This window comes from Streptomyces sp. NPDC008121 (genome assembly GCF_042957155.1).
Taxonomy (GTDB): domain Bacteria; phylum Actinomycetota; class Actinomycetes; order Streptomycetales; family Streptomycetaceae; genus Streptomyces.
The window spans coordinates 462,787-475,946 of the sequence record NZ_JBIBHT010000008.1; the positions used below are offsets into that span (position 1 = coordinate 462,787).

Consider the following 13,160-nt stretch of genomic DNA (forward strand, 5'->3'; position numbering starts at 1 on the left):
ATGATCATCGGGGTGGGGATCGACGTGGCCGAGGTGGACCGCTTCGCGGCATCGGTGGAGCGGACCCCGGGGCTCCTCGGGCGCCTCTTCGTCGACCGGGAGCTGCTGCTGCCGAGCGGTGAGCGGCGGGGGCCCGCCTCGCTTGCGGTCCGGTTCGCCGCGAAGGAGGCGCTGGCGAAGGCGCTCGGCGCGCCCGCCGGTCTGCACTGGACGGACGCGGAGGTGTACGTCGAGGAGAGCGGCCGACCCCGGCTGCGGGTGCGCGGCACGGTGGCGGCGCGCGCGGCGGAGCTGGGCGTGCGGCACTGGCACGTCTCGCTCAGCCACGACGCGGGGGTCGCGTCGGCGGTGGTGATCGCGGAAGGGTGACGGGCGGGGGCCGGCCGTTCCGTTCGAGCGAGGCCGGTCCACCCGCGCGCGGGGGCGCGGAGGTGCCCCGCTATGCCCGTGGTGTGGTCCGCGCGCGGGGGAGCGGATGTGCCCCGTCATGCCCGTGGTGTGGTCCGCGCGCGGGGGCGGCGGCGCGCGGGCGTGGGCCGGGGCTTGGGCCGGGCCGCGCGGCAGAGCAGACTGCGGGGCATGCGTACCGCTTACCGCGTGGAGACCGTACGGGCCGCCGAGGCCGAGCTGATGAGCCGTCTGCCCGACGGCGCGCTGATGCACCGGGCCGCGGCCGGGCTCGCCGCCGCCTGCGTCTCGCTCCTGGGGCGCGGACGGGTGTACGGAGCGAGAGTCGTCCTCCTCGTCGGCAGCGGGGACAACGGCGGTGACGCCCTCTACGCCGGTGCGCGGCTCGCGCGGCGCGGCGCGGGCGTGACGGCCGTGCTGCTGGGCGCCCGCGCCCACGAAGGCGGTCTCGCCGCGCTGCGGGCGGCCGGCGGGCGGGTCGCGGAGGATCCGTTCGAGCCGCTGGCCGTCGCGGATCTCGTCCTCGACGGGATCACCGGCATCGGCGGGCGCGGGGGGCTGCGGCCGGACGCCGTCCCGGTCGCCCGGGCGGCCCGCGGTTCGGACGCGGTCGTCGTCGCCGTCGACCTGCCGAGCGGTGTCGACGCGGACACCGGTCAGGTGGCGGGGGAGGCGCTGCGGGCGGACGCGACGGTGACCTTCGGCGCGTACAAGCCGGGGCTGCTGATCGACCCCGCCCGGGAGTACGCGGGGGCCCTGCGGCTCGTCGACATCGGGCTCGGCGACCATCTGCCCTCGCTCCCCGAACTCCAGGCGCTCCAGCACGAGGACGTGTCCCGGCTGCTGCCCGTGCCGGGTGCGGAGAGCGACAAGTACCGGCGCGGGGTGGTGGGCGTCGTCGCCGGATCCGCGCGCTATCCGGGCGCGGCGGTCCTCTCGGTGGCGGGGGCGCTGCGGGGCGGTGCGGGCGCGGTGCGGTACGTCGGCCCGGCCGCGGACGCGGTGATCGCCCGTTTCCCCGAGACGCTGGTGCACGCGGGGCCGCCGCGGAAGGCGGGGCGGGTCCAGGCGTGGGTGGTCGGCCCGGGGATCGGCGACGGGCCCGGCGTCGAGGAGGTCCTCGCCTCCGACGTACCGGTCCTGGTCGACGCGGACGGGCTGCGGGACCTGCCCGTAGGGGTGGTGCGCGCGCGTACGGCTCCGACCCTGCTCACCCCGCACGCCGGGGAGGCGGCGGCCCTGCTCGGCGTCTCCCGGGAGGAGGTCGAGTCGGGCCGGCTCGCGGCGGTACGGGAACTGGCGGGGCGCTTCGGCGCGACGGTGCTGCTCAAGGGCTCGACGACGCTGGTGGCGGAACCGGGCGAGGAGCGGGAGCCGGCAGGGTCCTCCGGAGCGGCCGACTCCGCGGGGGCGGGCGCGCGGGGGGACGTGCGGCGGGTCGCGGGGCCGGTCCGGGTCAACCCGACGGGGACGTCGTGGCTGGCCACGGCCGGCAGCGGCGACGTCCTGTCCGGCCTTGCGGGCTCGCTGCTCGCGGCGGCCCTCCCGGCCCTGGACGCCGGGTCGGTGGCGGCGTACCTCCACGGTCTCGCGGCCCGCCGCGCGTCCGGCGGCGGCCCGATCACGGCGGCCGAGGTGGCGGAGGCCCTGCCCGGCGCATGGCGCGACGTGACCTTGTCAGGGGCGGAGCCCGGGGCGTAGGCGGACCGGCCGTCAGGGGCGGAGTCGGAGTCCGGGACGTAGGCGCACCGGCCGTCAGGGGCGCGCGCGGGTGCCGTCGGGGTCGCCATCAGGGGCGCGCGGGTGCCGTCAGGGGCGTGGGGAGGGCTTTCCCGCGCCGTCGGACCGGTCCTGAGCGCGTGTCCCGCCCGGCCGAACGGGCGACTCCGGCCGGGTGAAACCGTCGGCGCCACCCCAACACCACCCGCCCGCGCTCCCGTTCCCCGGCCGCCCCCGGCATCAGCCCCGGGCCCGCACCCGGTTCGCCGCGCGCCCTCCCCGAGCCCCCCCGCCCCGAGCCCCCCGCCCCAAGGGCCCCACCCCCGCCCCACCCCCCACCCCGCGTGACCGGCCCGACAGGCCGGGAAAGCGGGCCGGGAGCCGACACCTGAGAGACTGGGCGCGATGACTGAGACACCGCCGCCCCGCCGAGCCCGCGCCGAGATCGACCTCGGTGCGCTGCGTGCGAACGTCCGCACGCTCCGTGCCCGCGTCGCGCCCCACGCCCAGGTCATGGCCGTGGTCAAGGCGGACGCGTACGGACACGGCGCCGTGCCCTGCGCCCGCGCCGCTCTCCAGGCCGGTGCCACCTGGCTCGGCACCGCCACCCCGCACGAGGCGCTGGCCCTGCGCGCGGCCGGGATCACGGAAGCCGACGCCCGCCTCCTGTGCTGGCTGTGGACCCCCGGCGACCCGTGGGCGGACGGCATCGAGGCCGGGCTCGACATGACCGTCAGCGGTCTGTGGGCCCTGCGGGAGGTCGTCGAGGCGGCCCGCGCCACCGGCCGGCCCGCGCGGATCCAGCTCAAGGCCGACACCGGTCTCGGCCGCAACGGCTGCCAGCCCGCCGACTGGCCCCAACTCGTCGGCGAGGCACTCAAGGCCGAGGGCCAGGGCCTGGTGCGGATCACCGGCCTCTGGTCGCACTTCGCCTGCGCCGACGAGCCCGGCCACCCCTCCATCGCCTCCCAGCTCGACGTCTTCCACACCGTGCTGGAGTACGCCGAGAAGGCGGGCGTCGACCCCGAGGTGAGGCACATCGCCAACTCCCCGGCCACCCTCACCCTCCCCGAGAGCTACTTCGACCTCGTCCGGCCCGGCATCGCCATGTACGGCGTCTCGCCGATCCCCGAGGTCGGCACCCCGGCCGACTTCGGACTGCGCCCCGTGATGTCGCTCAAGGCGAGCGTCGCGCTGGTGAAGCAGGTCCCGGCCGGGCACGGCGTCAGCTACGGACACCACTACGTCACCGAGGACGAGACCCACCTCGGCCTCGTCCCCCTCGGCTACGCCGACGGCGTCCCCCGCCACGCCTCCGGCCGCGGGCCCGTCCTCGTCGGCGACACGGTCCGCCGGGTGGCCGGCCGGGTCGCCATGGACCAGTTCGTGGTCGACCTGGGCGGCGACACCGTCGAACCCGGCGCCGAGGCGCTGCTCTTCGGCCCCGGCGACCGGGGCGAGCCGACCGCCGAGGACTGGGCCGTGGCCGCCGGCACCATCGCGTACGAGATCGTCACCCGCATCGGCGCCCGCGTCCCACGCGTCTTTCTGAACGAGACGGACTGAACGCACCGGTACGGAAACGGGTACATCCGCGACTCGGGCGCGCATCCGGACAGGATGCGGGCACGGGCACGGTATGGACACGGATACGGATACGGATACGGATACGAGTCATCAGGGAGCGGGAGTGAGCGAGTCCAGCACCGACCACTGGCGCCGCGCCGGGTTCGCCGGTGCCGCGATAGGCGTGCTCGCGGCCGGCGCGGCCGCGGGCGTCGCCCTCGAACGGCTCACCGTCGGGCGCGGCATGCGGCAGAAGGCGCGGCTCGCCCTCGACGCCTCCGCCCCCTACGGGTCCGTGCGGGGCACCCCCGGCAAGGCGCTCGCCGACGACACCACCGAGCTGTACTACGAGACCGACGAGGTCGACGCGGAGGCCGGCGCCCCGCGTAAACGGCGCCTGTTCGGGCGCAAGCCCCCCGCCCCCGTCACCGTCGTCTTCAGCCACGGGTACTGCCTCGGCCAGGACTCCTGGCACTTCCAGCGGGCCGCGCTGCGCGGACTGGTCCGTACCGTCCACTGGGACCAGCGCAGCCACGGGCGTTCGGCCCGCGGCGTCTCCCAGGCCGGACCCGGCGGCGTGCCCGTCACCATCGACCAGCTGGGCCGCGACCTGAAGGCGGTCATCGACGCGGCCGCGCCCGAGGGGCCGTTGGTCCTGGTCGGCCACTCCATGGGCGGCATGACGATCATGGCGCTCGCCGACCGCTACCCCGAGCTGATCCGGGAACGGGTCGTCGGGGTCGCCTTCGTGGGCACCTCCTGCGGCAGGCTCGGCGAGGTGAACTACGGGCTCCCGACGGCCGGGGTCAACGCGATACGGCGTGTCCTGCCCGGCGTGCTGAAGGCGCTCGGCTCGCAGACGGAGCTGGTCGAACGCGGCCGCAGGGCCACCGCCGACCTGTTCGCGGGGCTCATCAAGAAGTACTCGTTCTCCTCCCGGGACGTCGATCCGGCGGTGGCCCGGTTCGCGGAACGGATGATCGAGGCCACCCCGATCGACGTGGTCGCCGAGTTCTATCCGGCCTTCAGCGAGCACGACAAGGCGGCGGTGCTCCCCGTCTTCCGCGAGGTGCCGGTGCTCGCGCTGGCCGGCGAACGCGACCTGGTCACCCCCAGCTCGCACACCGAGGCCATCGCCGACCTGCTGCCGGAGAGCGAGCTGGTCATCCTCCCCGACGCCGGGCACCTGGTCATGCTGGAGCACCCCGAGGCGGTCACCGACCGGCTGGCGGACCTCCTCGCCCGGGTCGGTGCGGTCCCCTCGGCGACGGGCGCGAAGGCGGGCTCGGGCAACGGATAAATTGGCCCGTATGGAAGCACCGCACAACGCCGCCACGCTCGATGTCGACTCCGCCGAGGAGATGCGGGAGATCGGCCGCCGCCTCGCCGGCCTGCTGCGCCCGGGCGACCTCGTGATGCTCACGGGCGAGCTGGGCGCGGGCAAGACGACGCTGACCCGTGGCCTGGGGGAGGGTCTCGGCGTCCGGGGCGCCGTCACCTCGCCGACCTTCGTCATCGCCCGCGTCCACCCCTCCCTGGTCGGCGGCCCGGCCCTGGTCCACGTCGACGCGTACCGCCTCGGCGGCGGCCTGGACGAGATGGAGGACCTCGACCTCGACGTCTCGCTGCCCGAGTCGGTGGTGGTCGTGGAGTGGGGCGACGGCAAGGTCGAGGACCTGACGGACGACCGGCTGCACGTGCTGATCCACCGGGTCGTCGGCGCCACCGACGACGACCGGCGCACGGTCGTGCTGCGCGGGATCGGCGACCGGTGGGCGGACGCGAGGCTTGACCTCGGGGGGTGACGGGGTAGGGGAACGTCCGTAGCTTCCGACAAGCTGTCGGGAAGATGTTGCGTCGGTCGTACGAGCCGTGGTGACATGGAGGCACGAGCTGGTTAGGTGTACCTAACCTACGGGAGGCATTCATGGCGACGCCAGAGCGGGCACGCGCAGCGGACCGGATCCCTATGAGCGATCTGCTGGCGTCCTGTGCCGCGGCGAGCGCGGTCTCGACCCCGCCGCGCGAGCCGGACGAGCAGCCGGAGTCCGCCGCCGCCGTCCCTGACATCGAGCCCGAGGGCCCGGCCCGGCGCGAAGCCGCGTAAGCGGCCGGCCTTCGCGACGGCGGAGGCGTGACCCGTACGAGTGACGAGGCCGCCGGGACCTCGACGGGCGGCCGCGCGCCGACGGTAAGGGCTCCGCCGCTCCGCCCCCGCTAAGCGACGACGACGACCTTCGCGCCGATCGCGGCGAACGTCCACATCGCGTCGCCGTCCGCCCGCTTCATGCGGATGCCGCCGGTCTTCCGCTTCGGGTCCGGCGCCGGGAGCGAGCCGTCGACGGCCGCGCTGAAGCCGACCGTGACGTCCTGCACCGTCGCGAACCGCACCACGTGCTCGATCCGCACACCGTCGGAGCCGGTCACCGAGCCCGACCGCGAGGTCACCTTGTACGCCCCCGGCGGCGGGTTCACCGTGCTCGGCATCACCGAGAAGGAGTGCGTGGCCTGGCCCTTCTCGTCGACCAGCCAGACCCGGCGCTCGCTCAGCCCGTAGACGACCCGGGCGCCGCTGCCGGAGTTCCCCGGCACGGCGAGCGGGTCCTTGGGCTTCTGCTTCGGCCCGCCGGTGGGCGCGGCCGACGGCGCGGCGTGGGGCGTCCGGGGCTTCGCCGACACGTCGGCCGGGGCGTTCGCCGACGCCTGATAGGCGAGGAAGGCGACCGCGGCGATCGCCGCCGCCGTGAGCCCGGCCACGAATCCCGAGCTGCTCCGTGCCACCGTGGCCTCCTCCGTACGTATGTATCGGTGGTGACGGTAGCAGCAGCGGCCAGGTGGCACGGGGCGCCGTGCCAGGGCGCCGGGAGCCGTAGGCTGTTTGCGTGCTCTTGCTCGCCATGGATACCGCCACACCCGCCGTCACCGTCGCCCTCCACGACGGCGACTCCGTCGTCGCCGAGTCCCGCCAGGTCGACGCCCGCCGCCACGGGGAGCTGCTGCTGCCCGCCGTCGACCGGGTCCTCAAGGAGGCCGGGCTCAAGATCGACGCCGTCACCGGCGTCGTCGTCGGCGTCGGACCGGGGCCGTACACCGGACTGCGGGTCGGCCTGGTCACCGCCGCCACCTTCGCCTCCGCGCTCGGCGTGCCGGTGCACGGCCTGTGCACGCTGGACGGGCTCGCGTACGCCTCCGGGATCGAGGAGCCGTTCGTCGTCGCGACGGACGCGCGCCGCAAGGAGGTCTACTGGGCGCGGTACGACGACTCCCGCACGCGGGTGACCGACGCCGCCGTCGACCGGCCCGCGGAGATCGCCGCGGACGTCACCGGACTGCCGGCCGTCGGCGCCGGGGCGCGCCTCTACCCCGAGGTCTTCGCCGACGCCCGCGACCCCGAGCACCAGTCCGCCGCGGCGCTCGCCGCCCTCGCGGCGGAGAAGCTCGCCGCCGGGACGGACTTCCTCGACCCGCTGCCGATGTACCTGCGCCGCCCCGACGCGCAGGTGCCCAAGAACTACAAGGTGGTCACTCCCCAGTGACCGCCGTCACCGCCGCCGTACTGCGGGAGATGCGCTGGTGGGACATCGAGCCCGTGCTCGCACTCGAACACGAGCTGTTCCCCGAGGACGCCTGGTCCGAGGGGATGTTCTGGTCCGAGCTGGCCCACGCGCGCGGCCCCGGCGCCACCCGCCGCTACGTCACCGCCGAGGACCCGGCGGACGGCCGGGTCGTCGGCTACGCCGGGCTCGCCGCGGCCGGCGGCCTCGGCGACGTCCAGACGATCGCCGTCGCCCGCGACCAGTGGGGGACCGGGCTCGGCGCCCGGCTGCTCACCGACCTGCTCCAGCACGCCACCGCCTTCGAGTGCGAGGAGGTGCTGCTGGAGGTACGGGTGGACAACACCCGGGCCCAGAAGCTGTACGCGCGCTTCGGCTTCGAGCCCATCGGCTTCCGGCGCGGCTACTACCAGCCCGGCAACGTGGACGCGCTTGTCATGCGATTGACCGTTCAAGGAACAGAGACGACAGACTGATGGCTGCTGACGAACCGCTCGTACTCGGCATCGAGACCTCCTGCGACGAGACCGGCGTCGGCATCGTGCGGGGCACGACCCTGCTCGCCGACGCCGTCGCGTCGAGCGTGGACACCCACGCGCGCTTCGGCGGAGTGGTGCCGGAGATCGCCTCCCGCGCCCACCTGGAGGCGATGGTCCCCACCATCGAGCGCGCCCTGAAGGACGCCGGGATCTCCGCGCGGGACCTCGACGGCATCGCGGTCACCGCCGGGCCGGGTCTCGCCGGCGCGCTGCTCGTCGGCGTCTCGGCGGCCAAGGCGTACGCCTACGCCCTCGGCAAGCCGCTGTACGGCGTGAACCACCTGGCCTCGCACATCTGCGTCGACCAGCTGGAGCACGGGCCGCTGCCCGAGCCGACGATGGCGCTGCTGGTCTCCGGCGGCCACTCGTCGCTGCTGCTCGCGCCCGACATCACCGCCGACGTGCGGCCGCTGGGCGCCACCATCGACGACGCCGCAGGTGAGGCCTTCGACAAGATCGCGCGCGTGCTCGACCTCGGCTTCCCCGGCGGCCCGGTGATCGACCGGCTCGCCCGGGAGGGCGACCCGAACGCGATCGCCTTCCCGCGCGGCCTGAGCGGCTCCAGGGACCCCGCGTACGACTTCTCCTTCTCCGGTCTGAAGACCGCCGTGGCCCGCTGGATCGAGGCCAAGCGGGCGGCGGGCGAGGAGGTGCCGGTACGGGACGTGGCGGCGTCCTTCCAGGAGGCGGTCGTCGACGTGCTGACCCGCAAGGCCGTCCGGGCCTGCAAGGACGAGGGCGTCGACCACCTGATGATCGGCGGCGGCGTGGCGGCCAACTCGCGGCTGCGGGCGCTGGCCGAGGAGCGGTGCGAGCGGGCCGGGATCCGGCTGCGGGTGCCGCGCCCCGGGCTGTGCACGGACAACGGCGCGATGGTCGCGGCGCTCGGCGCGGAGATGGTGGCCCGCAACCGGCCGGCCTCCGACCTGGAGCTGTCGGCGGACTCGTCCCTGCCGGTGACGGACCCGCACGTGCCGGGCGCCCACCACGGCCACGGGCACGATCACGACCACGTGCACGAGATCAGCAAGGAGAACCTGTACTCGTGACGACCGTGACCCTCATGTGGGAGGCGCGGGCGGCCGAGGGCCGGGGCGAGGCGCTCCTCGACTGGGCGCGGGCGCGGACGCTGCCGGCCGAGCCGCTGCGCCGGGAGACCTTCCGCGCCGAGGGGGGCCGGGTCCTCGTGCTGACCTGGTGGGAGGCGGACGCCGTCGACGCGGACCTGCCGGAACTGCCCGAGCCCGACGCGGAGATGGTCACCCGGCCGGTGCACCGCTGGCGTTTCGAATCGGTCTCCTCGGACGTCCCCGCGTCCTGAGCCGATACCGCTCGCCCCGGTCACCGCCGGTCGCCTCGGTCACATGGCTCACACCGGTCACGCCTTGCGCGGACGCAACCTCCTGACCCGGTCGCGCATCAAACACGGCGTGGACAAGAAGATCGTGGCGTGGGCGGTACTGACGGTGGCGGCTCTGCTCGGGACGGGGTGTACGTCGGGAGCCGACGCGGCTCCCCGGACGCCCCCGACGGCGGCGCCCTCCGCAGGGGCGGACACGGCGCCCCCGGCGGGCGGCGAGGAGGCGGCGCGGCCGGAGCGGGCGACCGCCGCCGCGTACCGCAAGTGGGGGCTCGAGCCCTTCGCCGCGCCGCCGGCCCCGCCGAAGGTCAAGCCGGTCCGTCGGGCGGCCGGCGGACCCGTACCGGTCATCAGCGAGATACCGACGACCGACAAGGTCGTCTTCGTCACGATCGACGACGGGGCCGAGAAGGACCCGGAGTTCGTGGCGATGATGAAGGAGCTCAAGGTCCCCGTGACCATGTTCCTCACCGACTCGGCGATACGCACCGACTACACCTACTTCGAGCCGCTCGCCGCCCTCGGCAACGGCGTCGCCAACCACACGCTCACCCACCCCAACCTGCGCACCCTCGGCCGGGCCGCCCAGCAGCGCGAGATCTGCGGCCAGCAGACCCGGCTGGCCGAGAAGTACGGCACCGCCCCCCGGCTCTTCCGCCCGCCGTACGGCAACTGGAACGAGGACACGCGGGCCGCGGCGGGCGGCTGCGGGGTCGACGCGATCGTGCTGTGGCGCGAGTCGATGCAGATCAAGAACCTGCAGTACCAGCGCGGCGACCGGAAGCTGCACCCCGGCGACATCATCCTGGCCCACTTCCGGGGACCGGCCGAGCTCAAGGGCACCACGATGACCGAGATGACGGCGGCGATGCTGCGCCGCATACAGGAGCAGGGCTTCACGGTGGCCCGCCTGGAGGACTACGTCTGAGCCCGGCGGAGCCCCCCCGGAAACGCCGCCGGGCCGGGTCCGGCGCGGGTCCGGCGGCGTTTCCGGCGCGGTTTCGGAGCGGTTCAGGAAAAACTTCGGCGGACGTGTCGATGCGGGGTCGCCTCGGTCGACGTATGAGTGAGAGGCGGGGAACGGCCCCGCCGCCGCACCACCGAGGAGTCACCATGCCGCGCTTCCTGACGATGATCCGCGTCGAGGAGAACACCATCGACATGGAGGAGGCAGGACCCGAGTTCGGCGAGCGCATGGGCGCGCTCTTCGAGGAGATCACCAAGGCCGGCGTCATGCTGGACACCGCCGGGCTCCTGCCGACCTCCGAGGGAACCCGGGTGACCTGGGCCGACGGGAAGATCAGCTACACCGACGGCCCCTTCACCGAGACCAAGGAGGTCGTCGGCGGCTACTCCCTCAGCCAGTGCAAGGACAAGGCCGAGGCGCTGGAGTGGACCCGGCGGTTCCTGGAGCTGCACCCGGCGGGCTGGAAGGTCACCGCCGAGGTGCGCCAGATCGAAGAGTCCTGACGTCCGGGCGGCCGGGTGTGCTGTCATGGTGAGCCGTGACAGCACACCACGCCGCGGGCAGCGTCGAGACGGTCTTCCGGATGGAGTCGGCGCGGATCATCGCCGCCGCGGCGAGGATCGTCCGCGATGTCGGCATCGCCGAGGAGATCGCCCAGGACGCGCTCGTCGCCGCCCTCGAACAGTGGCCCCGGACGGGGGTCCCCGACCGGCCGGGCGCCTGGCTGACGGCGGCCGCGAAGAACCGCGCCGTGGACCTCGTACGGCGCCGTGAGACGTACGCCCGCAAGCTCGCCGAGGTCGGCCGCGAGCTGACCGAGGAGACGTACGACCCCGAGCCGTCCGGCCCCGGGGACATCGACGACGACCTGCTGCGGCTGATCTTCACCTCCTGCCATCCCGTGCTCTCCGCCGAGGCGCGCGCGGCGCTCACGTTGCGGCTGGTCGGCGGGCTGCGCACGGACGAGATCGCCCGCGCCTTCCTCGTACCGGAACCGACCGTCGCCCAGCGGATCGTGCGGGCGAAGCGGAGCCTGGCGAAGGCGGGGGTGGAGTTCGAGGTGCCGTACGGGGAGGAGCGGGCGGCCCGGCTCGGCTCCGTCCTGGAGGTCATCTACCTGATCTTCAACGAGGGGTACGCGGCCACGGCCGGCGACGACCTGCTGCGGCCGGCGCTCTGCGAGGACGCCCTGCGGCTGGCCAGGGTCCTCGCCGGCCTGATGCCGGAGGAGGGCGAGGTCCACGGCCTGGCGGCGCTGCTGGAGATCCAGGCGTCCCGGACGGCGGCGCGGACGGGCCCCGACGGGGAGCCGGTCCTGCTCTCCGCGCAGAACCGCGGCCGCTGGAACCGGCTGCTGATCCGGCGCGGTTTCGCCGCCCTGGAACGGGCGGGCCGGGGCGCCGACTTCGGCCCGTACGCCCTGCAGGCCGCGATCGCCGCCTGTCACGCGCGGGCGGTGACGTACGAGGAGACGGACTGGCGGACCATCGCCGCGCTGTACGCCCGGCTGGCGGCCGTGGCGCCCTCCCCGGTGGTGGAGCTGAACCGCGCGGTCGCCGTCTCGATGGCGGACGGCCCGGCGGCCGGCCTGGCGCTCGTCGACGCCCTCGCCGCCGAACCGGCCCTGGCGCACTACCACTTGCTGCCGAGCGTCCGCGGCGACCTGCTGTCCCGCCTGGGCCGCCCCGCCGAAGCCCGCGCGGAATTCGAACGCGCGGCCTCCCTGACCCGCAACACCCGCGAACGCGCCCTCCTGCTGGACCGCGCCCGCACACTCCCCCCGGCCTGACGGACCCTTCCCGAAGGATCTAGCGCGCCGGGTGCCCGATCAGCATCGTCGGGGCGCCCGTGGTCCGGGTGAGGAAGACCGTGGCAGAGTGGGGGCCGTTCGGCTTGAGTTTGCGGCGGAGTTCCTCCGGTTCGACCGCCGAGCCGCGCTTCTTCACCGTCAGGGTGCCGACCTCGCGCTCCCGCAACAGGGCCTTCAGCTTCTTGAGGTTGAAGGGGAGACGGTCGGTGATCTCGTACGCGGTGGCGAACGGTGTCGGGGTCAGGGAGTCCGCCGTGATGTACGCGATCGTCTCGTCGATCAGGCCGCCGCCGTCGAGCCCCTCGGCCACCTCGGCCACCAGGTGGGCGCGGATGACCGCGCCGTCCGGCTCGTAGAGGTAGCGGCCGACCGGGCGGACGGCCGGGTCGGGCAGGCCGCGGCCGGTCAGGCTCGTCCCGGACGGCAGGAGGGTGGCGCGGACCGCGCCCGGCGTGGTGCCGAACCAGAGCACCGCCTCCTTCACGTCGCCCCCGTCCGAGATCCACTCCGCCTCCGCGTCCTCCGGGACGGCCTCGTGCGGCACCCCCGGGGCGATCTTCAGGGCCGCGTGCGGGGCCCGGCGGGCGGCCTCGATCGCCCAGGACAGCGGGGGCGAGTACGCCTCCGGGTCGAAGATCCGGCCGCGCCCGCCGCGCCGCGCCGGGTCGACGAACACGGCGTCGTACGGAGCCGTGTCGATCTCCGTCACGTCCGCGCGGCGCACCTCGATCAGATCGGCCAGCCCCAGCGCCTCGGCGTTGGCGCGGGCCGCCTCCGCCGTCAGCGGGTCGCGGTCCACGGCGAGGACCGAGATCCCGGCGCGGGCGAACGCGATCGCGTCGCCGCCGATCCCGCCGCACAGGTCCGCGACGGACCGCACCCCCAGCTCCGCGAGACGGCGGGCGCGGTGGGCGCCGACCGTCGCGCGCGTGGACTGCTCCACGCCGTGGGGCGTGAAGTACATCCGGTACGCGTCGTCCGCGCCGAACTTCGCCACCGCGCGCTGCCGCAGCCTGGCCTGCCCGACGGCGGCCGTGACCAGCTCGGCGGGATGGTCGCGGCGGAGCCTGGAGACGACCGCCAGCTCCTGGGCGGGGTCGTGGTCGCGCAGGGCGGCGAGCAGGGCCTGGCCCTCCGGGGTGAGCAGGGCGGTGAAGGCGGCGAGGTCGGTCACCCGCCCCATTGTGCGGGTTGGCCGGGTGTGGGCCGGCCGGGGGACGGTGCGCGCGGCACGGCG

Annotated in this window: 15 protein-coding genes; 13 read left to right on the forward strand and 2 right to left on the reverse strand. The window is 74.8% G+C overall.

Annotated features, from left to right (window positions below):
• The 6 genes from ACFZBD_RS27205 (at position 1) to ACFZBD_RS27230 (ending at position 5,800) form a co-directional block, all read left to right on the forward strand.
• Complete coding sequence (locus tag ACFZBD_RS27205) at positions 1 to 369, forward strand: holo-ACP synthase (protein ID WP_391144259.1); 369 nt, start codon at positions 1 to 3, stop codon at positions 367 to 369.
• Positions 370 to 579: 210 nt separating this feature from the next.
• Positions 580 to 2,109, forward strand: a complete 1,530-nt coding sequence (locus tag ACFZBD_RS27210; RefSeq protein ID WP_391144262.1) for an NAD(P)H-hydrate epimerase — start codon at positions 580 to 582, stop codon at positions 2,107 to 2,109.
• A gap of 423 nt (positions 2,110 to 2,532) precedes the next feature.
• Entirely contained in the window at positions 2,533 to 3,693 is a 1,161-nt protein-coding gene (alr, locus tag ACFZBD_RS27215) for an alanine racemase (RefSeq protein WP_391144264.1), read from the forward strand.
• 124 nt (positions 3,694 to 3,817) lie between these two features.
• Positions 3,818 to 4,993 (forward strand): alpha/beta fold hydrolase, encoded by a 1,176-nt coding sequence (locus ACFZBD_RS27220; protein WP_391144267.1) that lies wholly within the window; start codon positions 3,818 to 3,820, stop codon positions 4,991 to 4,993.
• A gap of 10 nt (positions 4,994 to 5,003) precedes the next feature.
• Complete coding sequence (gene tsaE / locus ACFZBD_RS27225) at positions 5,004 to 5,498, forward strand: tRNA (adenosine(37)-N6)-threonylcarbamoyltransferase complex ATPase subunit type 1 TsaE (RefSeq protein ID WP_391144270.1); 495 nt, start codon at positions 5,004 to 5,006, stop codon at positions 5,496 to 5,498.
• 164 nt (positions 5,499 to 5,662) lie between these two features.
• On the forward strand, positions 5,663 to 5,800 hold the full coding sequence (locus ACFZBD_RS27230; RefSeq protein ID WP_391144272.1) for a hypothetical protein: 138 nt from the start codon (positions 5,663 to 5,665) through the stop codon (positions 5,798 to 5,800).
• Positions 5,801 to 5,910: 110 nt separating this feature from the next.
• On the opposite strand, the gene ACFZBD_RS27235 is transcribed toward ACFZBD_RS27230, so the two are convergent.
• Positions 5,911 to 6,474 (reverse strand): hypothetical protein, encoded by a 564-nt coding sequence (locus ACFZBD_RS27235; protein ID WP_391144274.1) that lies wholly within the window; start codon positions 6,472 to 6,474, stop codon positions 5,911 to 5,913.
• Positions 6,475 to 6,575: 101 nt separating this feature from the next.
• Between ACFZBD_RS27235 and tsaB the strand changes: the two genes are divergently transcribed.
• The 7 genes from tsaB (at position 6,576) to ACFZBD_RS27270 (ending at position 11,902) form a co-directional block, all read left to right on the forward strand.
• A complete protein-coding gene (gene tsaB / locus ACFZBD_RS27240) occupies positions 6,576 to 7,229 on the forward strand; it encodes a tRNA (adenosine(37)-N6)-threonylcarbamoyltransferase complex dimerization subunit type 1 TsaB (protein ID WP_391144275.1) in 654 nt (217 codons plus the stop codon).
• A 29-nt stretch (positions 7,230 to 7,258) separates the two neighbouring features.
• The gene (gene rimI, locus ACFZBD_RS27245) at positions 7,259 to 7,723 is read left to right on the forward strand and encodes a ribosomal protein S18-alanine N-acetyltransferase (RefSeq protein ID WP_391144412.1); all 465 of its coding nucleotides are present in this window, start codon (positions 7,259 to 7,261) and stop codon (positions 7,721 to 7,723) included.
• Positions 7,723 to 8,835, forward strand: a complete 1,113-nt coding sequence (gene tsaD, locus ACFZBD_RS27250) for a tRNA (adenosine(37)-N6)-threonylcarbamoyltransferase complex transferase subunit TsaD (protein ID WP_391144277.1) — start codon at positions 7,723 to 7,725, stop codon at positions 8,833 to 8,835. Before rimI ends, tsaD begins: the two co-directional genes overlap by 1 nt.
• A 14-nt stretch (positions 8,836 to 8,849) precedes the next feature.
• Complete coding sequence (locus tag ACFZBD_RS27255) at positions 8,850 to 9,107, forward strand: hypothetical protein (protein ID WP_391144415.1); 258 nt, start codon at positions 8,850 to 8,852, stop codon at positions 9,105 to 9,107.
• 43 nt (positions 9,108 to 9,150) lie between these two features.
• Entirely contained in the window at positions 9,151 to 10,074 is a 924-nt protein-coding gene (locus tag ACFZBD_RS27260; RefSeq protein WP_391144279.1) for a polysaccharide deacetylase family protein, read from the forward strand.
• Between the two features lie 185 nt (positions 10,075 to 10,259).
• On the forward strand, positions 10,260 to 10,616 hold the full coding sequence (locus ACFZBD_RS27265; RefSeq protein ID WP_391144281.1) for a YciI family protein: 357 nt from the start codon (positions 10,260 to 10,262) through the stop codon (positions 10,614 to 10,616).
• Positions 10,617 to 10,696: 80 nt separating this feature from the next.
• Positions 10,697 to 11,902 carry a DUF6596 domain-containing protein gene (locus ACFZBD_RS27270; protein ID WP_391144417.1) on the forward strand — a complete coding sequence of 402 codons (1,206 nt, stop codon included), beginning with the start codon at positions 10,697 to 10,699 and terminating at the stop codon, positions 11,900 to 11,902.
• Between the two features lie 19 nt (positions 11,903 to 11,921).
• Here the strand turns inward: ACFZBD_RS27270 and ACFZBD_RS27275 are convergent, their stop codons facing one another.
• Positions 11,922 to 13,106 (reverse strand): SAM-dependent methyltransferase, encoded by a 1,185-nt coding sequence (locus tag ACFZBD_RS27275; protein WP_391144283.1) that lies wholly within the window; start codon positions 13,104 to 13,106, stop codon positions 11,922 to 11,924.
• Positions 13,107 to 13,160: the final 54 nt, after the last annotated feature.